The following is a 22915-nucleotide window of genomic DNA, read 5'->3' on the forward strand; positions in this document are numbered from 1 at the left end:
AACCGGCCTGTTCAGGGGGTAACCCGCCCCTGACAAGCCTTGAAACAGAGAGGGAGGGCTGGCGCCCCCCTCTCTGTTTCAAGGCAATCCGGCAAGGGGCGGGATCTCACCCAGCCCCAAAAAGCGGTTTTTCCCATGGGGATCAACTGCCATAATTGACCTCAAATACCTTTGCACTATTTGGCCTCTATGCAAACACTGCAAAATCACTTCCTGCTTGCCATGCCAAGCCTGACGGATCCCTATTTCGAGCGCTCGCTGGTCTATCTGTGCGAGCACAACGAAGAGGGGGCCATGGGGCTGGTGGTCAACATTCCGGTCGAGATGTCGCTGGAAACCATGCTGACCCAGCTCAAACTGAACCCACCCGCCAGTCCGGAGCTCAAGCAACCGGTGTTGCAAGGAGGGCCGGTTCATGCCGATCGCGGCTTCGTGCTGCACAGCTTCCGCCCCGGTTTCAACTCCACCCTGCAGGTGGGGGATGAGATGATGGTGACCACCTCCAAGGATATTCTGGAAACTCTGGGTACGAGCGAGGCCCCTGCCCATTGGCTGGTGGCCCTTGGCTATGCAGGCTGGAGTGCCGGTCAGCTGGAGCAGGAATTGGTAGACGGCGCCTGGCTGGTGATCCCCCCCAATCCGGATCTGGTGTTCAAAACCCCCATTCACAAACGTTGGCAGCAAGCCGCCGCCAGCATAGGGGTGAATCCGGTTCACCTCTCCAGCGACGTCGGCCACAGCTGATCGGCTGGCCCGCTCCGCTCTCTATTTCGAGGATTTATCAGTTATGTCATCACGCAGCATCATGGGCTTTGACTATGGCACCAAGAGCATTGGCGTCGCCATCGGTCAGGAGCTGACTGGCACAGCCCAACCTCTGCGCGCCCTCAAGGCCAACGACGGCATCCCCAATTGGGACGAGATTGAGAAGCTGCTCAAGGAGTGGCAACCGGACCTGCTGGTGGTCGGTTTACCGCTGAACATGGATGGCACCGATCAGGAGATCACGGTTCGGGCGCGCAAGTTTGGCAACCGGCTGCATGGCCGCTTCGGCAAGCCGGTGGAGTTCAAGGATGAGCGACTCACCACCACAGATGCCCGTGCCCGGCTGTTTGAGCAAGGTGGCTATCGCGCGCTGGAAAAAGGCAGTGTGGATGGCGTCTCGGCGCAGCTGATCGTCGAAGCCTGGATGGAAGAGCAGTACAACTAAACCATCAATAGCAAGGCAAGGGGCGCCTTGCCCTTGCCTTGTCTCGCACTATCCTCCCCTCATTACGCCTGTGATTGACCCGCGACCAGCCCTTCGGCTTCGGTCGGCGTCGCATTCATCATCCGGTTGAGCCAGGGCACCATCAGCCCCATCACTACCGCAATCAGCAGAGTCGCCATCCCGATCTTGCCAAACACACCGGTGTAAATGGGCAAGGTTTGCAGCGGATCCGTCATCCCTTGCGGCACGGCGGTAAAGGTCGCCACATAGCCACCCAGCAGGGACGCCATCGCCTGAGTCAGGAACCACATTCCGAGAATGAAGCCCATCAGGCGTTGTGGCACCAGCGCGGCGACCATCGCCAGTCCCAGCGCACTGATCATCAGCTCTCCCAGACTCTGGAACAGGTAGATAAGCACCATAAACCAGGGGGAGGTCAGCCCCTGCTCATCGGCAAACCACCAGCCGGATGCCGCCGCCGTCAGAAATCCCAGCGAGCAGAAGAACATCCCGAGGGTGAACTTGAGCGGCATGGTGAGATCCCGCCCCTTGCTGCCCATCCGGGTATAAATCATCGCGAGTACCGGACTGCCCACCACCACCCAGAAGGGGTTGAGCGCCTGGAAGCTGACCGGGTTGACGCTCATGCCCAGCATCTCGTGATGCATGTTGTTGATGGCAAAGAAGTTCAGTGAAGTCGGCATCTGGGCGTAAAGCACATAGAAGAGCACCGCCTCCAGCATTAGCACGAAGGCCACATACATCTTGTTGCGACCCACTGTGTCAAGCCTGAATGCCTCGCGGAAGAAGAAGATCACCACGGCGATGGTCACCGTCATCAACACCATGTTGGCGATCACCACGTGGTGCATCAGCCAGGCACAGAAGAAGACCATAACCACCGAGCCTGCGATTACCAGCAGCAACTTGCTGTAATTGAGCGGCAGGTGATCAGGCTCGGAGCCAATATCCTTGACCATATTGCGGCAGGCAAAGAAGGTGAGCAGCGCAATAATCAGCCCCACCCCGCACAGGTTATAGGTCACGGTATAGCCGTAGTGATCGGCAATCACCGGCGCGAGCGAGAGGGAGATAAGGGAGCCGATATTAATCGACATATAAAACAGGGTAAACGCCCCATCCAGCCGCGGATCTTTTGGCTGGTAGCATTTTGACAGCAGGCTGGCCGGATTGGCCTTGAACAGGCAGTTACCGACCGCGATGGTGCCTAGCGCATAGAAAATCAGGTCGGGATTGTAGATCGACAGGCCGGTCATAAAATAACCGACCACTAACACGATAGCCCCGAGCACCATGGTGCGCTTGGTGCCGAGAACATGGTCACCGACATAGCCACCGACCGAGATCAGGCCATATACCAGCGCCGAGAAGGCGCCGAAGGTAATAAAGGATTGCTCTTGGGAAAATCCCAGTTGCTGTACAAAGAAGACCGCCAGGATCCCCTGCACGCCGTAATAACCGAAGCGCTCCCAGAGTTCGACGAAAAATATCATGAAGAAGGGTTTTGGTTGTTGTAACAACCCTGTGGATGCTGTTGCTGGATGCATATTAAGCTGCCTTTGCTGAGATTTATTTTTATTCATCTGGTGGTAGCTACCGCACTATTTTTTGTCCGTCATTGCCATAACGGTAAGCGCAATCAGCCTGCCAATCTGGCTATTTTCGGGCGTACGCAACCCGTTCGATGAAGGTGTTTTTCATCTAGCCGGTTTCAATTACGGGTTATCGGGGGATGGTGAACAACATCGCGCTATGCGATTACCGGCGCCAGGCGCTACTTTTGCTGCATCCCTTCACTCAAGCCGGTTTATCAACCTTGATGCTTATTCCCCTCTGCTCCGTCACTCATGGCTGGTGGCCAGATAGCCGGAGCATGATACGGCCACAGACGACCTGTGGGGGTGGCTAACTCCGTGCTCCACTGGCAGTCACCTACGCAGGCGCTATCTAACCCCGCCATTCCAAGGTGGGTCATGCTATATCACTGCAAATACAGGAACTTAATGGTCGATCACACTTTAAAAGTGACCATTAGTGAAGTTTTCTAATGAAACCACATGAATTTTTTTCGTGAAAAGAGCTTCACTCGAGACGTGCAACCAAGGCCAATCTGTGCATGAAGAGAGTTGAATGGCACACAGCTTGAACCCGAACTCGGCACTTAAGTCGTGCAAAAGCCCACTCATCCGGGCGATACGACAACAAAAAGCCGGAGCAGATGGCTCCGGCTGATCGATGGGCACCGTCACGGCCACATTAGCGTGGCGATTCGTCGTTGTAGAGTCGCCGGATCTCGTTGCGCAGCCACATCACCTTGGCATCCTGATTGTGCCGTTTGTGCCACAGCAGGATGAAGGCGATCTCCAGCTGGGCGTAGAGCTTCTCGGGTAGCGGCAGCGGCATGGCGATCAGATTGCCATGATGCCGACTGGCATAACCACCGCAGTAGGAAGGCGCCACCGCAATCAGTTCGTGGCTCGACTGGGAGGCAATATGCAGCGCCTGCTCAAAACTGGAGACCATGATGGGTACCTCCCGCTTCAGCCCCTCGTCCTCCAGCAGGCTGTCGAGGGCCCAGGTATCGTTCGCTTCCCACACCATGCTGATCTGGGGGCAGGCCAGAAAATTCTCCAGCGACCACTTCTGCTCCAGCAGGGGGTGATCCTTGCGCAGGAACACCACCGGGCGATCGGTGAACAGCACCTCGTGATCGATGTAATAAGGCAAGCGGTTGACCTTGGCCAGGGAGCGGCCATGGGTCTCGCGGGCGCAGAAGCCGAGATCAGCATCGCCATTGACGATGTCGTTGAGGGAGTGGTGATCCCACCCCAGCATCCTGACCACCGAGTTGGGGTACTTCTGGTAGATGGTCATGGGCAGATCGCTCAGGAAGCTGATGTAAAAGGGGGACTCCATCACCAGCGTGAAACGGGCACCGTCGGGGATCGCCTCGCTATTGAGCGAGGTGATGCTGTCGGTGAGCTGGAACCAGACCTTCAGCTCCTCCTCCAGGGTCAGGGAGAGGTTGGTGGGCTGCAATCCCTGCCGCACCCGCACAAACAGGGGATCGTCAAACCACTCCCGCAATTTGGCCAGAGACTTGCTCACCGCCGACGGAGTGACACAGAGCTTTTTGGCCGCCCCTGCCACACTGCGCTCCTGCATCAGGTACTTGAAGACCACCAGCAGGTTCAAATCGAGTTCACCCAGATTGCGCATATCCCCTCTCATCTTCCATCAGCCCTGCGACCGCACTTCACGAAGCGCGAGCCATGGTAACAGCCCTTTGACAGCCAGGTAACTGAGCAGTGTCAGCAGCAGAGCGCAGATCAGCATCTCGGTCGGGGCAAAGCCAAGTTGGCCCAGCAGCCAGATGTAGAGGCCGGAGAGGCTGATCTGCATGATGCAGAGCACGGCACTGGCGAACGCCACATTGTGCTGGCAACCATCGAGCGCCTCCCCCATCGCCACCCCGAAGCCACAGGAGAAGCCGACACAGACCAGCGCAAACCCCGGCAGCAACAGATGGATATCGCCCCCCGCCTGCCAGTTGCCGATCAGTGAGCACGCCGCCAGCAGATAGGAGAGATGAGACACCGCCAGCACTTTCTGTTTGCCCAACCAGCGCAACAGCAGGGGCGTCAGGAAGGAGGTGGACATACTCACGCCGGCCATCACCATCATCACGATGGAGTACTGCTCGGTGGTGAAACCAAACTCCTTCATCAGGATCAGCGGCGAGATGCTGACATAGACCAGAATGGCGGTCACACTGGCACTGGTCAGCAGGGAGAGCAGCATAAAGCGCGGGGAGCGCAGCAGGGCAAAAGGCAGCGCTGCGCCACTGTCCGGTTGCCGGGCTGGGCGGGTCTCCTTGAGCAGCAACAAGTTCACCAGACCGCTGACGACAGCCACCAGCGCCATCGCCACGAAGATCCCGCGCCAGTCAAAATGGGACAGGATGAGGTAACCGAGCACCGGCGCCAGCACCGGGATCACGCAGATCACCCCGTTGATCATCGAGAGCGCCATCGCCAGCCGCTCCTGACTCAGCACGTCCCGCAGCACGGTAAAGGTCATGATATAGAGCGCACCGGCCCCGACCCCCTGCCAGAAACGGCCGAGGTAGAACTGGTTGATCCCTTCTGCATGACCCGCCACCAGCGAGGCGATGACAAAAATCAGCGCCCCCCCGAGCACCACCCAGCGCCGCCCGTAGCGATCGGCAATCATTCCCCCCAGCAGCACGGTCACCGCCATGCCAAACAGATAGATGGAGAAGGCGGTATGGATCTGCGCCTCGCTCGCCTGCAGGGTATCGGCAATCTGGGGCACGGCGACCAGATAGAGATCGATCCCGACCGGATAGAGGATGATCATCAGAAAAGTGCACAACAGGAATACAGGCATGGATGCTCCATAGCAGATTGGCGTGCCGATGCCTGCCAGATCACAGCGACAGGCGAACAGTGGCGGGGCCAAGGTGGTGACAAAGGTAGCAACACAGCGCGTCGCAATGGGGCAACTATATGGGTGCCCACCGCCCTCACCTAGTGAAGAGATGGCGATCGGTACATTCCAATCAGGAAATATTGTATTGAGCTGCGTGCCTGGGCGGCCATATTGAATCGAGCGGATTCTGCAATAAACCGGGTCACCTCCCGCTCATTGCCATCCCTGCGCTGCACTTTTACCGTCCGTCTGTTATCCGCCTTCGCCCTTGCGGGCGTATAAGCTGTAGGTGCGACGCAATACAGGGAATGTGTATGAAGGGAATGAAGAGAGAAGAGCAGATTGCTGGGCTGCTGGCGGCACTGGAGCAAGTCATTCTGGGCAAGCCGCTACAGCTGAAAATCGCGCTGGTGACCCTGCTGGCGCGCGGTCATCTGCTGATCGAGGATCTGCCCGGCATGGGCAAGACCACCCTGGCCCACGCGCTGGCACAGGTACTGGGGCTGGCATGCAGGCGGATGCAGTTCACCGCCGATCTGCTTCCCGCCGACCTGCTGGGGTTGCAGATCTTTGACCCCCAGCAGCGAACATTTCGCTTTCACCCCGGCCCCATCTTCACCCAGGTACTGCTGGCGGACGAGATCAACCGTGCCAGCCCAAAGGTGCAGAGCGCCCTGCTGGAGGCGATGGCAGAGGGCAAGGTGAGCATTGAGGGGAATACGCATCCCCTCCCCGATCCGTTTTTCGTCATCGCCACCCAGAACCCGGCGGATCAGGCGGGCACTTATCCACTGCCGGAATCCCAGCTCGACCGCTTCGCCGTGCGACTCTCTTTGGGTTTTCCGCCGCGAGAAGCGGAGCGCCAGCTACTGCGGGGCAACCAGCCGACTGACCCGTTGCCCGCCATGCTGAATGCCGCCGCGCTGGCTGCCCTGCAAGCGGAAGGTGATGCTATCCATGTTTCCGATGCCACCCTCGACTACCTGCTGGCGCTGGTGCACCAGAGCCGCTTTGATGGGGATCTGCCACAGCCCCTCTCCCCCCGGGCAGCCCAGACCTTGCTGGCAGTGAGCCGGGCCTGGGCACTGGTAGCCGGGCGGCGCTTTGTCACGGTGGAGGATGTGCAGGCAGTCTTCCCCTATGTGGCCGAGCATCGGCTGCGGGGCAGCTTTGGCGTACAGCACGGCGAAGCCTGTCCCCTGAGCCAGCGATTGCTGGCCCGGATCGATCCGGACAATCCCTGATGAGCAAATTGCTAAGCCGTTGGCAGCAGTGGCGAGCCCGCTGGCATCGGCGCTGGCTCGACCGCCGCATTCCGCCGGCCCGCCAGATCACGCTGGGTACCCGCAGCCTCTTTATCCTCCCCACCCGCATGGGGCTGCTTTATCTGTTGGTGCTGCTCGCCATCTATCTGCTCGGCACCAACTACCAGAACAATCTGGTGCTGCTGGTGGCCTACTGCCTCGGCAGCCTGTTTATGGCCGCCATGTGGCTCACCCACAGCAACCTGCTGGGGCTGGAGCTGCTGGGTGGCCCGCTGGTGCTGGGGGAAGCGGGTAGCCAGCTGCCGATCCGTATCTTGGTGCAGAGCCCTCGCCCGGTGCAGGCGCTCCGGTTTAGCCTCAACGAAGGCACCCTCTGGCTGGCACAGGCCGACGCTGTGCCCAGCACAGTTATCCTACCCGTATCGGGCTCGCGCCGCGGGCCATTGCACCTTGGTCGATTGCGGGTTGAAAGCCGCTACCCTCTCGGCCTGTTTCGCTGCTGGTCCCTGCTGGACTTGCAACTGGAAGGCTGGCTCGCCCCCAAACCGGAGTACGGGGCACTGAGGGGGGAAGCGTCGGGTGACAACAAAGGTCAGCAGGGCCAGCCTGCACCCGCCCCCCTTGGCGACTTCGATACCCTGCGGGCACATCAGGCTGGTGAGCCACTGAGCCGAGTCGCCTGGAAGCAACTTGCCCAAGGGCGCGGCCTGCTGACCAAACAGTTCCATGAACCGCAGCAGGATGACACTCACCTCACCTTGCAGCGGGTCGCAGGCGGGGATCTGGAGCAGCGGCTGGCGGTGCTGGCCTGGTGGTGCGCCGATTACGGCAAGCGGGGCATCCCCTTTACCCTGACGCTGACAAACCAGACGCTGGGGCCCGATAGCGGTGCCGCCTTTGTGCAGCGCTGCCTGCTGGCACTGGCCCAGTTCGATGCCACACCACAGAAGAGCACGCAGGATGCTGCTCGATAACCGCCGCCTGCTGCCACTCATCGCCCTGCAACAGCTGCTGCTGGTCGCGGCGCTCTGGCCCCAACTGCAGATCTGGGTAGTGGCGGTGGGCGCCGCAACCCTCGGCATCCGGGCCATGATGCTGTGGCGCGGCTGGCCGCCCCTTCCTACCCGCTGGTTGGCGCTGCTGGCCATCACCACTGTGCTGTTGCTGGGACTACAGTGGCGTGGCTTGGGCACCCTGCCCGCCCTGATCAATCTGCTCTGGCTCGGCTATAGCCTCAAGATGATCGAGGTACGGCGCGAGCGGGATATCGAGCTGGTGCTGCTGCTCGCCTTCTTTCTTATCGCGCTGGCGCTGGTGCAGCGACAGAGCATCGGCTGGACGGCCGGAATGACAGTAGCACTCTGGCTGACAGTAACCACGCTGGTAGCCGCCGTCGCCCCCGAACAGAAACGGCCGTGGCGCAGTGCCGGTGGCACACTTCTGCTGGCGCTTCCCCTGCTTATCACTCTGTTTCTGCTGCTGCCGAGGCTGCCGCCCCTCTGGCAGATGCCCACCACCAGCCGCGCCCTGTCGGGGCTCTCGGAAGAGCTGGCCCCCGGCGATATCAGCGAACTGGTCAACTCATCGGAACTGGCGTTTCGGGTCACTTTTGCCGATGGCCCGCCCCCGGCCCGCGAGCGCTACTTTCCGGTGATGCGCCAAGAAGTTTTCGATGGTCAGCGCTGGTTGCTGAGCCCCGAGGTCAAAACATGGCAGCAGACAGTGCCGGTGCAAACCGGGCTCACCCTTCTGGCATCCTCTTCACAGGCCAACACTCAACTGGCAGATAGTCCGTTACCCGCCGGGAGCTACGAGGTGATCGCCGAGCCCCAGCGCCACCGCTGGGCCTTTGCCCTGAGTGAACCGACTATTCTGACTGGACCAGTGCTGCTCACCCCCATTAACACCCTCTATCGTCAGGGGAGCGGCGAGGTGGCAATCCGCTATCGCATTAGCCGTGACGAAGCGCTGCCCGAGGATGACCACCAAGCCGCCCAGCGCAACCTGCAACTGCCAGCCGGAGGCAACCCGAGAGCGCGAGCTCACGGCCAAGGGCTGGCTGTGCGCTATCCAGAACGCGCAGCGCTGGTCGCCGCCCTACTCGCGCAGTTTCGCAGCCAATCCTATTACTACACCCTGACACCACCACGACTTGGCAGTGACGGGGTGGATGAGTTCCTGTTCGATACCAAGCGCGGCTTTTGCGGCCACTACGCCATGGCGACCGCTTTCGTACTGCGCGCCGCCGGTATTCCAGCACGGCTGGTCACCGGTTATCTCGGCGGCGAGTGGAATCCCACGGGCAACTATCTGGCTGTACACCAGTTCGATGCTCACGCCTGGGTGGAGTATCTCGATGAAGGGGGCTTATGGCGGCGAATCGACCCCACGGCGGCAGTGGCACCGGAGCGCATTGAAGGCGGCGTGAGGGAGGCCCTGAGCGACGAGTTTACCGCCGCCGATCCCCTAGCTCTGCAGCGTTATCGCAACTGGGCCCTGCTCAATCAGCTGCGCTGGTGGGGCAACAATATCGACTACCAGTGGAGTCGCAGGGTGATTGGTTACGATGCGGGCCAGATCTGGCAGCAAATCGGTCTGCGCTGGCCTGCACTGGCGGGATACACTCCCTGGTTGATCCTCGCCAGCCTGATGCTGGTCGCCCTGCTGGTGAGCTTGCCCCTGCTGTTGCCCGCCCGTCTGCCGCCAGAGCGGCGCATCTGGCAACCCCTGCTCAAACGGGGCAAACGCAGCGGCTATTCCCCAGAGCCTGCCGAGAGCATGGGAGCATGGTGCGAGCGGCTGGCGCGGCTGCGCCCCGACCTTGCCCATCCCCTGCTAAAGAGTGCGTGGCTCTATCGCCGCTGGCGTTATGCCCTCCTCAACGACCGGCAACAAGGGCGCTGCTGGCGCCAGTTGCAACGGCGTATCAGACAGCTCGCCCAGCGCTGGGATCAGCCGCCGAAGAGCGGCTCATAAAAGAAGGGGGAGCCACCGGCTCCCCCTTCAGGTTTTAATCAAGAGGTTTGACTCACCGCTTGTTATTTTTTGGTCGGATTGTCCCAGATCCCCTCTTCCAGCTGGGAGCGGATCTCGGGGTACTTGTTGGCATCAAAGGTGGGCACCTTGCCCAGCCTGAGCTGGTCGTTGTAATCCTTGGCCAGCTTGATGGCGACGCCGGAGAGCAGCAGGATAGCCACCAGGTTGACGATGGCCATCAACCCCATGGAGACATCAGCCATTGCCCAGACGGTCGGCAACTCGCCCACAGAGCCGAACATCACCATGCCCAGCACAAACATCCGGAACAGCATCAGGCCGCCCTTGTGGTTGTGCTCGAGGAACACCAGATTCGTTTCGGCATAGGAGTAGTTCGCCACGATAGAGGTGAAGGCGAAGAAGAAGATGGCCGCCGCGATAAAGATGTTGCCACCGCTGCCAATCTGGGAAGAGAGCGCCCGCTGGGTCAGCTCGACACCTGTCACGCCGGAGCCCGGCTCAAACTGACCTGACATCAGGATGATGGCGGCGGTACAGCTGCAGATGACGATGGTATCCATAAAGACCCCCAGCATCTGCACATAACCCTGGGAGGCCGGGTGCGGCGGATAGGGAGTGGCAGTCGCTGCAGCGTTGGGCGCAGAGCCCATGCCCGCTTCGTTGGAGAAGAGACCACGCTTGATACCGTTGATCATCGCCTGGGAGATGGCATAACCCAGCGCACCCGAGCCAGCCTGCTCAATCCCGAAGGCGGACTTGATGATCAGCATGAAGACATGGGGCAACTCGGTGATGTTCATCGCCACGATCACCAGCGCCAGCAGGATGTAGGCCAGCGCCATAAAGGGCACCACCAGCTCGGCAAAACGGGCGATACCACGAATGCCGCCGAAGATAATCAGGCCGGAGAGCGCCACCAGCGCCAGACCGCTGACCCAGTCAGGAATACCAAACGCCACCTTCATCGCCAGACTGATGGAGTTGGCCTGCACCGCGTTGAACACCAGACCAAATGCCAGGATCAGGCAGAGCGAAAACACCACCCCCATCCAGCGCATGCCAAGGCCTTTCTCCATGTAGTAGGCCGGGCCACCACGGTAGTTGCCATCCTCATCCTTGACCTTGTAGAGCTGGGCCAGGGTGCTTTCGACGAAGGCGGTCGCCATGCCGATAAAGGCAATCAGCCACATCCAGAAGATGGCGCCGGGGCCGCCCAGATAGATGGCGACAGCCACACCGGCCAGGTTGCCGGTGCCGACACGGGCGGCAAGGCTGGTACAGAGGGCCTGGAAGGAGGAGATGCCTGCATTGTCCGATTTACGGCTGTTTTTCAGCACGGAAAACATGTGGCCAAAGTGACGGATCTGGATAAAACCCAGGCGGAAGGTGAAAAAGATACCGACCCCGATGAGCAGGTAGATGAGCACGGCTCCCCACATCAGGTCGTTTAGCATCGCAATCAAGGTGTCCATAATTCTCTCGTTGTTATTCACATCCATGGCCAGTCTGCGCTGACCGTTTTCTGTCTGTCGTTTAATTAGCGTTTCGCTAAAGGGGCGGAATCTAGCACAGCGGGAGAGCCCGGAATAGTGATCCCGGTCACGCGAGACACAAAAAACGAACGGTAAAAGCCCATAAAGCTCCATTTAAATCGCAAACTTTCAACAAACTCAATAATTCAATCAGACAGGCCATCATTAAGCCCCATAAGAGAACCATTTTGATATATCCCTGATGAGCTATGCGAAAACGCAAACGCTTGCATGAAATGGCTTTCAAACGGAGACATTTCGCCAAACGTTTTCGCTGTAATTAAATTTCAAGTACGTAGTGAGATAATTTATGTGATCGACGACACAAATATGGATATTGGCTAAAAAAGTTCAGCTGACAGCAAACTGGATCGAGGTCAGAAGGAAATGTAAAAAACCTTACTAATCATATAGTTTCAAGCCATAAAACGGGATAACTCAACAGCTTGAATGTTTAACAACCAAGCGCCCCTATTGCAGGATGCACCACATCAGTATTAATTAGGCAGGCAATGACGATGGGCCGCCCCCATCGCGCTTTTCTGAGCCTGAGGCACCAAGATCCTGTAATTTTATTTCAGAACCACCGTCTCAAGCCCGCAACCCAGGGATTACTCCCTCATTAAGAGATGATATTCGCTATGGCCGATAAATTAACCCAGCTGAAAGCCCTGACCACTGTTGTTGCCGACACCGGTGATATCGAAGCCATCAAACGCTATCAGCCCATCGATGCCACCACCAACCCCTCTCTGGTTCTGAAGGCCTCCGAGATCCCCGAGTACGTTCCGCTGATCGAAGACGCCATCAAGTGGGCCAAAGCCCAGAGCCAGGACAAGGCACAGCAAATCATCGACGCGGGCGACAAGCTGGCCGTCAACATCGGTCTGGAAGTGCTGAAGATCGTTCCTGGCCGCATCTCTACCGAAGTGGATGCCCGTCTCTCCTTCGATACCGAAGCCAGCATCGCTAAGGCCCGCAAACTGATCCGTCTTTACAACGAAGCCGGCATCAGCAACGACCGCATTCTGATCAAGCTGGCCTCCACCTGGGAAGGGATCCGTGCCGCTGAAGTACTGGAGAAAGAGGGTATCCAGTGCAACCTGACCCTGCTGTTCTCCTTCGCCCAGGCCCGTGCCTGTGCCGAAGCCGGTGCCTTCCTGATCTCCCCGTTCGTAGGCCGCATCCTCGACTGGTACAAGGCCAAGCACAACCGTGACTACACCGCCAGCGAAGATCCGGGTGTGGTCTCCGTTACCTCCATCTACAACTACTACAAGCAGCACGACTACCCGACCGTGGTGATGGGCGCCAGCTTCCGCAACACCGGCGAAATCCTGGAACTGGCCGGTTGCGACCGCCTGACCATTGGCCCGGCCCTGCTGGAAGAGCTGAGCAAGGCCGAAGGGGCCGTGGTACGCAAACTGGACTACGCCGGTGAGCGCAAGGCCAAACCGACTCCGATGACCGAAGCCGAATTCCGCTGGGAACTGAACCAGGACGCCATGGCTCACGAGAAGCTGGGCGAAGGCATCCGCATGTTCGCCATCGACCAGGGCAAGCTGGAAACCATGCTGGCAAGCCGCCTGTAATCGGTTCTTTTTTCTGATAAAAACCGGGCCCCTACCAAGGGGCCCGGTTTTTTTTCATGGGCTTTTTTAGCGCTGTCATAGAGTCGTCACGAAAACGTTTTAATTTCAGATTCGTTATGTTATACGGGTGGTGAAAACGATAAAAACCAAGGAGGGAGCCATGGAAATGTTCAACTTCGATTATGACGAGGTGGTTGAACTCGGTTCGCGTAGCCGCGGGACAACGGGAAAAAAACGTAAATGGCGTGAAATCGAGGCGTTGAAAGACAAACATCGCCTGCAGAAGGAGCTGCAATCCATCGATATCGCCTATGAAGGTCTTACAGACGAGATTGAACTGTAATACCGCCAGACACCTGTAAAAGCGCTCCGCACAGTCGGGGCGCTTTTTTATGCCGCAATCGGATGATCAAGCGGCTTGTCATGCCACCGCCAGCAATGCCAAACGATGCTGCAGGCTAATGACAGTCATCACCAACAGCGTGGCATACCAACCCGGCCCCACACCCACGAATGTAGACCTGCGCCGTTTCAGGGCGTGTTGGGGCACTCACCTGAATGGCAGATCAACCGCAATAAAAAGCCCCCGTCGCTGACGGGGGCCTGAATACTCGGGATTGACGGCTGCGCTTAGCAGTAGCCGTAGCCCAGCAGACGCTGGTAACGCTGCTCCAGCAGTTGCTCGGTATCGAGCGGACGCAGTGCGTCCAGATCCTGCTTGATGCGGGCCTTGAGGTTTTTGGCCATCTTCTCCACATCGCGGTGGGCACCGCCGAGGGGCTCGTCGATCACGTGGTCGATCAGCTTGAGCTCTTTCAGACGCTGGGCAGTGATACCCATCGCTTCGGCAGCCACAGAGGCCTTGTCGGCACTCTTCCACAGGATGGAGGCACACCCTTCCGGCGAGATGACGGAGTAGGTGGAGTACTGCAGCATGTTGACCCGGTCACCCACGCCGATTGCCAGCGCACCACCGGAGCCACCCTCACCAATCACGGTGCAGACAACCGGCACGGTCAAACCGGCCATCACTTTCAGGTTGCGGGCAATCGCTTCGGACTGACCACGCTCTTCGGCACCGACGCCGGGGTAAGCGCCCGGGGTATCGATAAAGGTGATGATCGGCATCTTGAAGCGCTCGGCCATCTCCATCAGACGCAGGGCCTTGCGGTATCCTTCCGGACGCGGCATGCCGAAGTTACGCTTGATCTTCTCTTTGGTCTCGCGACCCTTCTGGTGACCAATCACCATCACCGGCTCACCGTCGAGACGGGCGATGCCGCCGACGATAGCCTTGTCATCGGCATAGGCGCGATCGCCAGCCAACTCGTCGAAATCGGTGAAGATATGCTCGATATAGTCAAAGGTGTAGGGGCGCTGGGGATGACGCGCCATCTGGGATACCTGCCAGGCACCCAGATCACCGAAGATCTTCTTGGTCAGCTCTTCGTTTTTCTTCTCCAGCCGGCGGATCTCGTCTTTCAGATCCACGGCGTGATTGCCTTCACTCACATGTTTGAGTTCATCAATCTGCGCCTGCAACTCGGCAATCGGCTGTTCAAAATCCAGAAAAAGACTCATAGGGCCTTAGAACCTCTAATCAAAAACCAATTCAACCCGCTCTCGTCCAAGCAGGACTCGCAAGTCATCTATCAGTTGATCGGTGGGCGTCACCCGCCACTCGGTACCGAGCGTCAATCGCACCCGGGAGCCGGGGCGACGATAGTTTACCTGAACCGGACAGACTCCGGCACGGGCGGGCTCCAAAATCTCGCACAAACGCGGGAAAAAGCGATCATCAATCCGCTGTTCATCGAGGGAGATGCGGATTGCTCTGGCAAAACGCTCCCTCGCATCGTTGATATCCAGTAATTCTCGAGCCGACATTTTAAGGCCACCGGAGAAGTCATCAAAGCTGACCTGTCCAGAAACCACCAAAATGCGGTCTTTTTGCATCAATTCTTCATATTTTTCCAGCGCTTCACTGAACAGGGTCACATCGAGGCGACCGGAACGGTCGTCCAGAGTGAAGATCCCCATCTTGTTGCCACGCTTGGTCACCATGCTGCGGGCCGCAATCACCAGCCCCGCCGCCGTGGTCACGGTATCCCGGGAGGTGGGATGCAGATCGCACAGGCGACCCGAGGTATAACGACGCAATTCGCTGCTGTACTGGTTGATGGGGTGGCCGGTGAGATAGAGCCCGAGGGTCTCGCGCTCCCCTTCCAGCCACACCTTGTCAGGCCAGTGCGGCACGTTGGCAAACGCCTTCTTGACGTCGTCAATCTCTTCGGTGAGCACGCCGAACATGTCGACCTGCCCCACCGCCTGCGCCTTGGCGTGCTGCTCGGCGGCACGCATCGCCTCCTCAAGGGTCGCCATCAGGGCGGCGCGGTGCGGGCCGAGCCGATCCATGGCGCCTGAGAGGATCAGCTTCTCCATCACCCGCTTGTTGAGCTTCTTGATGTCGACCCGGTTGCAGAAGTCGAACAGATCGCGGAACGGGCCGTCCTGATCCCGGGCGCTGAGGATAGCGTCGATGGGGCCTTCACCGACCCCTTTCACCGCCCCGATGCCGTAGACGATATGACCATCTTCGTTGACTGAGAAGCGATAGCGACCGGTGTTCACATCCGGCGGGATCACCGTCAGCCCCATCCGCTGGCACTCGTCTACCAGGGTCACGATCTTGTCGGTGTTGTCCATATCGGCGGTCATTACCGCTGCCATAAACTCGGCCGGGAAGTGGGTCTTGAGCCAGAGGGTCTGGTAGGAGACCAGCGCGTAGGCGGCGGAGTGGGATTTGTTAAAGCCGTAGCCGGCAAACTTCTCCACCAGATCGAAGATCTTCATCGCCAGTTCGCCGTCGACGCCATTCTTGACGGCGCCCTCCTCGAAACCGGCCCGCTGCTTGGCCATCTCCTCGGGCTTTTTCTTACCCATCGCCCGGCGCAGCATGTCCGCGCCACCCAGGGTATATCCCGCCAGGGTCTGGGCGATCTGCATCACCTGCTCCTGATAGAGGATGATGCCGTAGGTCGGTTCCAGAATCGGTTTCAGGCTCTCGTGCTGCCACTTCTCGTCCGGATAGGAGATCGCTTCATTACCGTGCTTGCGGTCGATGAAGTTATCCACCATGCCTGACTGGAGCGGGCCCGGTCGGAACAGGGCCACCAGTGCGATCATGTCTTCGAAACAGTCGGGGCGCAGCCGCTTGATGAGATCCTTCATGCCGCGGGATTCCAGCTGGAATACCGCTGTGGTCTCGTAGCGCTGCAGCAGGTCGAACGACTTCTTGTCATCGATGGGGATGGCGGCAATGTCCACCGGCGGCTTGCCCTCTTTGGCAAGACGCGGGTTGATCATGCCGAGCGCCCAGTCGATGATGGTGAGGGTGCGCAGACCCAGGAAGTCGAACTTCACCAGACCGGCGTATTCCACATCGTTCTTGTCAAACTGGGTGACCGGGTGATGGCCTTCGTCATCGCAGTAGAGCGGCGCAAAGTCGGTGATCTTGGTGGGTGCGATCACCACGCCACCGGCATGTTTACCGGCGTTGCGCACCACCCCTTCGAGGCGACGGGCCATGTCGATGAGGTCTTTGACCTCCTCATCCTGCTCGTAGAGCTCGGGCAGCTTGGGCTCGGCCTCGAATGCCTTGGCCAGCGTCATCCCCGGATCCGGCGGGATCAGCTTGGAGATGCGATCCACAAATCCGTAAGCGTGACCCAGCACCCGGCCTACGTCCCGCACCACCGCCTTGGCCGCCATGCTGCCGAAGGTGATGATCTGGGAGACCGCATCCCGGCCATACATGTCGGAGACGTGCTCGATCACCTCATCGCGTCGGTCCATGCAGAAGTCGACGTCGAAGTCGGGCATGGATACCCGCTCGGGGTTCAGGAAACGTTCGAACAGCAGGTCAAATTCCAGCGGGTCGAGGTCGGTGATCTTGAGGGCATAAGCCACCAGAGAGCCCGCCCCCGAGCCCCGCCCCGGACCAACGGGGATACCGTTGTCCTTGGACCACTGGATAAACTCCATCACGATGAGGAAGTAACCCGGGAAGCCCATCTGGTTGATCACTTTCAGCTCGATGTCGAGACGCTCGTCATACTCGGGACGACGCTCGGCACGCACTTGCGGATCCGGGAACAGGAACTCGAGACGTTCCTCCAGACCCTCTTTCGACTTGGCCACCAGAAAATCTTCGGTAGTCATGTCGCCGGTCGGGAAGTTGGGCAGGAAGTATTCGCCGAGACGCACCGTCACGTTGCAGCGCTTGGCGATCTCCACCGTGTTTTCCAGCGCTTCGGGAATGTCGGCAAACAGCTCCGCCATCTCCTCCTGACTGCGCAGGTACTGCTGGGGGCTGTAGCGACGGGGGCGGCGTTTGTCCATCAGGGTATAGCCATCGTGGATGGCAACCCGGATCTCGTGGGCATCGAAGTCATCGGCGTTGAGGAACACCACCTCGTTGGTGGCGACTACCGGCAGCTCGAACTCGGTGGCAATGGCCACCGCCATGTGCAGATAGACCTCTTCGTCGGGTCGACCGGTGCGCAGCAGCTCGAGGTAGTAGGCATCGGGGAAGTGGGTCTGATAGAAGGCGACGCACTGCTCGGTCATCTGCCGGTTGCCCTTGAGCAGGAACTTGCCCACATCCCCCTCGCGGCCGCCGGAGAGGACGATCACCCCCTTGGCATGCTCGGCGAGCCAGCTCTTGTCAATAACCGGACGCCCCTGCACGTGGCCGCGCTGGTAACCGCGGGAAATAAGCAGGGTGATGTTCTGGTAGCCGTCGTTATCCATGGCGAGCAGGGTGAGACGGAACTGCTCGTCGCCGAGCTCATCGCTCTGCACCCAGAAGTCTGCCCCGACGATGGGCTTGATCCCCTTGCCGTGGGCGGCGCCATAGAAGCGCACCAGACCGCACATGTTCATCTGATCGGTCAGCGCCAGCGCCGGCATGTTGTTGGCCGCCGCCGCCCCGATGATGGGGTTGATCTTCTGCAGGCCATCGACCATGGAGAAGTCGGAGTGGACTCGCAGGTGGATAAAACGGGGGTCAGCCATCGTCATCTCCTCTCGCTGCTCAAACTAAATGGCATGGTCTACTCGATCCCCAGTGCGCGGCGCACCGGTTTGAAGCTCTTGCGATATTCGGGCAACGGGCCCCGTTCGGCCAGAATGGCGAGGTGCTCAGCGGTCGGATAACCCTTGTGACGGGCAAAACCATATTTGGGATGACGGCTGTCCAGCTCGGTCATCTCCGCATCGCGGGTCACCTTGGCGAGGATCGAGGCGGCACTGATGGCGGCCACCAGGCTATCGCCCTTGACCACGGCGCGCGCCTCCATCGGCAGCGCCGGACAGCGGTTGCCATCGATAAAGACCAGCTCGGGGGTGACCTTCAACCCCGCCACAGCGCGCTGCATCGCCAGCATGGTGGCATGCAGGATGTTGAGCTCGTCGATCTCCTCCGGAGTGGCGCGACCGATGGCCCAGGCGAGCGCCTTCTCTTTGATCTCGTCAAACAGGGCGAGGCGCTTCTTCTCGGAGAGCTTCTTGGAGTCGTTGAGCCCCGCGATCGGATTGGCGGGATCGAGAATGACCGCAGCGGTGACCACGTCACCCACCAGGGGGCCACGGCCCACTTCGTCTACACCGGCAACCAGCTTGTCGTCAGGAATATCGATCATCATCTTGTAGCCTTGAATCAAAACAGGCCCCGTGGGGCCTGACTGGGGTCGACTGGCGCGGCATTACCGCTCGGAAAACGGATTAACGGGCTGCGCGGCGCAATCGACGGTCCGAAATAGCGTTATCTGCCAAGCAGATCCACCACCGCATCGGCGGCCTGCGAGTCGGCATTGCAGCGGATCAGCTGGTGCAGCTCGGTGAAGGTGTTGACCAGCGCACTGTTGTCGTGCTCGAAGTACTTGCTCACCTCTTCCACCAGATTCTCCGGGGTGCACTCGTGCTGGATGAGTTCCGGCACCAGCATGCGACCGGCGAGCAGGTTGGGCAGAGAGACAAATTCGGTCTTTACCAGTCGCTGGGCCAGCCAATAGCTGAAGGGCTTGAGCTTGTAGCCCACCACCATCGGCTTTTTCACCAGCATGGCTTCGAGCGCCGCGGTGCCAGAGGCCAGCATCACCACGTCAGCGGCGATCATCGCCTCGCGGCCCTGCCCTTCCAGCAGCACCATGTCGAGACCCGGCGCTACCTCGGCCTTGATGGCCATAAACTGCTCGCGCCGTTTCTGGTTGACCAGCGGCACGATGAAGCCGAGATCCGGATAGCGCACCGTCAGGTGTTTGCACGCCTCGAGAAACAGGGGGGACATAAAGCCCACTTCTGCGGTGCGGCTGCCCGGCAGCACCGCCAGCCAGCGGCGATTGGCATCGATACCGAGATTGCGACGCACGGCGGCCTGATCCGGCACCAGCGGAATATCATCCGCCATGGTGTGACCGACAAAACGGCAAGGGGCGTCGAAGCGGTCGTAGAAGGCTTTCTCGAATGGCAGGAAGGCGAGCACCATGTCGGTGGCGGCCTTGATCTTGTGAATGCGGTTCTGGCGCCAGGCCCACACCGAGGGGCTGACATAGTGAACCGTCTTGATACCGGCGCGGCGCAGTTTCAGCTCCACTCCGATATTGAAATCCGGTGCATCCACGCCGATGAAGATATCGGGCGGATTGGCAATAAAGTGGCGCAGCAGTTCGCGACGGACCTTGAGAATACGCGGCAGACGGCCCAGCACCTCGGTGATCCCCATGACGGAGAGCTCTTCCATCTCGAACAGCGCCTTGACGCCGAGGGCCTGCATCCGCGGCCCGGCGATCCCTTCGAACTGCGCATCCGGGTAGCGGGCCTGCAGCTCGCGCACCAGACCGGCAGCCAGAATGTCGCCGGAGACTTCTCCGGCGACGATACCGATACGAACCGGATCAGGCACGGATGATCCCGCGCTCGTTATCTTTGAGGAAGTCCACATAGAGCTGGACGGCCGGTTCGGCTTGCGCCATCTCGATCAGCACCGGCAGCACCTCTTCGATGGTCTTGCCGGAACGGAAGATCTCTTTGTAGGCACGCTTGACGGCAGAGATGGCCTCGGCGCTGAAACCGCGGCGACGCAGACCTTCGGAGTTGACCCCGAACGGCTTGGCGTAGTTGCCGGCGGCCATCACGTAGGGCGGCACGTCCTTGTTCAGTGCGGCGCAGCCACCGACGAAGGCGTGGGAACCGACGCGGCCGAACTGGTGAATGGCGGAGAGACCACCGAAGATCACGAAGTCACCGATCACCACGTGGCCCGCCAGGGTCGCGTTGTTGGCGAAGATGCAGTTGTCACCGATGATGCAGTCGTGGGCAACATGAACGTTGACCATGAACAGGTTGCCGCTGCCGACCTTGGTCAGGGATTGATCCTGAATGGTGCCACGGTGGAAGGTGCAGTTCTCGCGAATGACGTTGTTGTCGCCAATTTCGAGGAAGGTGCGCTCACCGGCGTACTTCTTGTCCTGGCAATCCTCACCGATGGAGGTGTGCTGGAAGATCTTGTTGCCGCGACCAATCTTGGTCGGGCCCTTGATCACCACATGGGAACCTACCCAGGTGTTGTCACCGATTTCCACCTCGGCGCCGATGACAGAAAAGGGGCCGATTTCAACCCCTTTACCGATCACGGCAGACTCATGGACGATGGCAGTATCGTGAATGATGGCAGTCTGGTCGATCACGTGTGTTAAACCTCGCGTTTGGCGCACATCAGCTCGGCGGTACAGACCACTTCACCGTCGACGGTGGCGACACCGGTGAACTTGGCAATACCGCGACGCTCTTTCAGGAACTCCACGTCGAGCACCAGTTGGTCACCGGGGCCGACCGGGCGCTTGAAGCGAGCGTTGTCGATTGAGGCAAAATAATAGAGTTCGTTGGGAGACGGCTTGCCCACCATGGTAAAGGCCAGGATACCGGTGGCCTGTGCCATCGCTTCCAGGATCAGTACGCCCGGGAACACCGGCTTGGCCGGGAAGTGCCCCTGGAAGATCGGCTCGTTGAACGAGACGTTCTTGATGGCACGCAGGGTTTTGCGCTCATCGCTGATCTCGTAGTCGTCTACACGATCCACCATCAGAAACGGATAACGGTGGGGCAGCAGATCCATGATTTCCTGGATACCCAGGCTCTTCTTTTCAGTAGTCAAAACAGTACCCTATACCAATCGTGATTATTCTTGATCCAGCTTCTTCTCAAGCTTGCTTAACCGCTTGTGCATCTCTTCGATACGCATCACCCGGGCGGCGGTCTTGCGCCACTCTTTATTGGTTTGCAGAGGGATGCCGGAAGAGTAGACACCGGGCTCGGTAATGGGTCGCATCACCATGGCCATACCGGTAACGGTGGCCTGGTCGCAGATCTCCATATGCCCGTTAAAGACGGAAGCGCCGCCAATGATACAGTATTTGCCGACCTTGAGACTACCAGCCATCACGGTAGAGCCCGCCACGGCGGTGCCGTAACCGATCTCCACGTTGTGGGCGATCTGGCACTGGTTGTCGATGATGACGTTGTCAGCGATGCGGGTATCTTCCAGCGCACCGCGGTCAATGGTGGTACAGGCACCGATCTCGACCCGGTTGCCAATGGTCACACCGCCGAGCTGGGGGATCTTGATCCACTCGCCACGCTCGTTGGCATAACCGAAACCATCGGCGCCGATCACTGTGCCGGATTGAACCAGACAGTCGGTACCCATGGTCACATTGTGATAGAGGGTGACGTTGGCCCACAGCCGGGAGCGCGCTCCCAGCCGGGTGTTCTTGCCAACGAAACAACCCGGGCCAATGCGTACATCATCACCCAGCACGACGCCGGATTCGATCACTGCATTGGCGCCGATGGCCACTCTCTCGCCCAGTTGTACGTCAGCCGCGATAACGGCGCTCGGATGGATATCCGTGGCCGGCTGCGGGGTGGTGTCCAGCAGTTGGGCTACCCGGGCAAAGCCCACATAGGGGTCTTTGAGCACCAGGGCATTGGTGGGACAAAATGGCAGATCCGCTTCGGTAATGAGCACGGCAGTCGCCTTGCTCTGCTCCAGATAGTGCCGGTACTTTTTGTTGGACAGGAAGGTAATCTCACCCTCCCCGGCCTTTTCCAGTGTCGCTACCTTGCGGATTTCCAGGGTTCCGTCGCCATGGACCTGGGCCCCCAGTTGCTGGGCCAGCTGTGCGAGAGTGAATGCCATCAATTAGTTGCTCTTGCTTACCTGAGAAATAACCTGGCCGGAGATGTCCAGCTTGCTGGCGGCATACGGGGCGGCATTGCGCTCCAGAACCAGATCGTAACCATTGCTCTTGGCGATGGAATCGATGGCAGCCTGCACCTTGGTCAGGATCTTGTTGCGCTCTTCGGACTGACGGCGGCCGTTGTCCTGCTCAAAGGCTTGACGCTTCTGGTTGAACTCCATCTGCAGCTTGGCCAGCTTCTCCTGGTTCTGCTTCTTCTGCTCGGCGCTCATGAAGGCTTCATCCTTGCGGAACTTCTCGACCAGCTTCTGGCCTTCTTGTTCCAGCTTCTGCAGCTCACGCATGCGCGGCTCGAATTCACCTTTCAGCTTGGCTGCAACGGCTTCACGCTGGGGCAGCTTTTGGAAGACTTCGCCCATATCAACCACGGCGATCTTGGTCTCAGCGAAGGCAGAACCCATGCCGGCAGCCATCAGTGCAAAGCTCAAACCAGCTACTTTCAACGCTTTATTCACACTTACTCCTTGTTCCCTCATGGCGAGGGCTACCTGATTTACCCGATTATGCAAGCGGCGTTAGGACCGTC

At 59.3% G+C, this 22915-nt stretch carries 19 protein-coding genes; 7 read left to right on the top strand and 12 right to left on the bottom strand.

The genetic code is table 11. The annotated features are described in order from the left end of the window. Positions 1–189: 189 nt before the first annotated feature. Together ACTG27_RS11110 and ruvX are read left to right on the top strand one after the other, a co-directional pair. Positions 190–744, top strand: a complete 555-nt coding sequence (locus ACTG27_RS11110) for a YqgE/AlgH family protein (protein WP_236344878.1) — start codon at positions 190–192, stop codon at positions 742–744. A gap of 43 nt (positions 745–787) precedes the next feature. Continuing rightward, positions 788–1210: a Holliday junction resolvase RuvX gene (ruvX, locus tag ACTG27_RS11115; RefSeq protein ID WP_100654327.1), complete on the top strand. Its 423-nt coding sequence runs from the start codon at positions 788–790 to the stop codon at positions 1208–1210. Between the two features lie 62 nt (positions 1211–1272). Here the strand turns inward: ruvX and dtpB are convergent, their stop codons facing one another. The 3 genes from dtpB to ACTG27_RS11130 all read right to left on the bottom strand — a co-directional run bounded on the left by dtpB (position 1273) and on the right by ACTG27_RS11130 (position 5641). Next, positions 1273–2778 (bottom strand): dipeptide/tripeptide permease DtpB, encoded by a 1506-nt coding sequence (gene dtpB, locus ACTG27_RS11120; RefSeq protein ID WP_236271879.1) that lies wholly within the window; start codon positions 2776–2778, stop codon positions 1273–1275. Between the two features lie 709 nt (positions 2779–3487). Then, positions 3488–4450: an HTH-type transcriptional regulator YidZ gene (yidZ, locus tag ACTG27_RS11125; protein WP_194496765.1), complete on the bottom strand. Its 963-nt coding sequence runs from the start codon at positions 4448–4450 to the stop codon at positions 3488–3490. An 18-nt stretch (positions 4451–4468) separates the two neighbouring features. Further along, positions 4469–5641 (bottom strand): MFS transporter, encoded by a 1173-nt coding sequence (locus ACTG27_RS11130; protein WP_439979674.1) that lies wholly within the window; start codon positions 5639–5641, stop codon positions 4469–4471. A 356-nt stretch (positions 5642–5997) separates the two neighbouring features. Between ACTG27_RS11130 and ACTG27_RS11135 the strand changes: the two genes are divergently transcribed. Genes ACTG27_RS11135 through ACTG27_RS11145 form a run of 3 tightly spaced genes read left to right on the top strand, consistent with a single transcriptional unit; the run spans position 5998 to position 9924 of the window. Then, positions 5998–6927, top strand: coding sequence for an AAA family ATPase (locus ACTG27_RS11135; RefSeq protein ID WP_439979675.1), 930 nt, complete (start codon positions 5998–6000; stop codon positions 6925–6927). Next, positions 6927–7922, top strand: coding sequence for a DUF58 domain-containing protein (locus ACTG27_RS11140; protein ID WP_439979676.1), 996 nt, complete (start codon positions 6927–6929; stop codon positions 7920–7922). The genes ACTG27_RS11135 and ACTG27_RS11140 overlap by 1 nt, the downstream gene beginning before the upstream one ends. Further along, positions 7909–9924 carry a transglutaminase family protein gene (locus tag ACTG27_RS11145; RefSeq protein WP_439979677.1) on the top strand — a complete coding sequence of 672 codons (2016 nt, stop codon included), beginning with the start codon at positions 7909–7911 and terminating at the stop codon, positions 9922–9924. The genes ACTG27_RS11140 and ACTG27_RS11145 overlap by 14 nt, the downstream gene beginning before the upstream one ends. 62 nt (positions 9925–9986) lie before the next feature. Here ACTG27_RS11145 and ACTG27_RS11150 read toward each other — a convergent pair whose 3' ends face one another. Beyond that, positions 9987–11417 (bottom strand): alanine/glycine:cation symporter family protein, encoded by a 1431-nt coding sequence (locus ACTG27_RS11150; RefSeq protein ID WP_042055130.1) that lies wholly within the window; start codon positions 11415–11417, stop codon positions 9987–9989. A gap of 701 nt (positions 11418–12118) precedes the next feature. Between ACTG27_RS11150 and tal the strand changes: the two genes are divergently transcribed. Further along, a complete protein-coding gene (tal, locus tag ACTG27_RS11155) occupies positions 12119–13069 on the top strand; it encodes a transaldolase (RefSeq protein ID WP_227341167.1) in 951 nt (316 codons plus the stop codon). 160 nt (positions 13070–13229) lie between these two features. After that, positions 13230–13412 (top strand): DUF3545 family protein, encoded by a 183-nt coding sequence (locus tag ACTG27_RS11160; protein WP_005338547.1) that lies wholly within the window; start codon positions 13230–13232, stop codon positions 13410–13412. A 287-nt stretch (positions 13413–13699) separates the two neighbouring features. Here the strand turns inward: ACTG27_RS11160 and accA are convergent, their stop codons facing one another. The 8 genes from accA to ACTG27_RS11200 form a co-directional block, all read right to left on the bottom strand. After that, positions 13700–14650, bottom strand: a complete 951-nt coding sequence (gene accA / locus ACTG27_RS11165; protein WP_005338549.1) for an acetyl-CoA carboxylase carboxyl transferase subunit alpha — start codon at positions 14648–14650, stop codon at positions 13700–13702. Between the two features lie 15 nt (positions 14651–14665). After that, the gene (dnaE, locus tag ACTG27_RS11170; RefSeq protein ID WP_421264867.1) at positions 14666–18145 is read right to left on the bottom strand and encodes a DNA polymerase III subunit alpha; all 3480 of its coding nucleotides are present in this window, start codon (positions 18143–18145) and stop codon (positions 14666–14668) included. A gap of 38 nt (positions 18146–18183) precedes the next feature. Then, positions 18184–18774, bottom strand: coding sequence for a ribonuclease HII (gene rnhB, locus ACTG27_RS11175; protein ID WP_323895581.1), 591 nt, complete (start codon positions 18772–18774; stop codon positions 18184–18186). 119 nt (positions 18775–18893) lie between these two features. After that, positions 18894–20033, bottom strand: a complete 1140-nt coding sequence (gene lpxB / locus ACTG27_RS11180; protein ID WP_076492919.1) for a lipid-A-disaccharide synthase — start codon at positions 20031–20033, stop codon at positions 18894–18896. Further along, on the bottom strand, positions 20026–20817 hold the full coding sequence (gene lpxA, locus ACTG27_RS11185; protein WP_005338557.1) for an acyl-ACP--UDP-N-acetylglucosamine O-acyltransferase: 792 nt from the start codon (positions 20815–20817) through the stop codon (positions 20026–20028). Before lpxA ends, lpxB begins: the two co-directional genes overlap by 8 nt. A 5-nt stretch (positions 20818–20822) precedes the next feature. Continuing rightward, the gene (gene fabZ, locus ACTG27_RS11190; RefSeq protein WP_005338559.1) at positions 20823–21284 is read right to left on the bottom strand and encodes a 3-hydroxyacyl-ACP dehydratase FabZ; all 462 of its coding nucleotides are present in this window, start codon (positions 21282–21284) and stop codon (positions 20823–20825) included. Between the two features lie 24 nt (positions 21285–21308). Next, positions 21309–22328: a UDP-3-O-(3-hydroxymyristoyl)glucosamine N-acyltransferase gene (gene lpxD / locus ACTG27_RS11195; RefSeq protein ID WP_323935542.1), complete on the bottom strand. Its 1020-nt coding sequence runs from the start codon at positions 22326–22328 to the stop codon at positions 21309–21311. A gap of 3 nt (positions 22329–22331) precedes the next feature. Then, positions 22332–22844, bottom strand: a complete 513-nt coding sequence (locus ACTG27_RS11200; protein WP_005338563.1) for an OmpH family outer membrane protein — start codon at positions 22842–22844, stop codon at positions 22332–22334. Positions 22845–22915: the final 71 nt, after the last annotated feature.

The organism is Aeromonas sp. 97A (assembly GCF_051919185.1).
GTDB classification, from domain to species: Bacteria; Pseudomonadota; Gammaproteobacteria; order Enterobacterales; family Aeromonadaceae; genus Aeromonas; species Aeromonas veronii.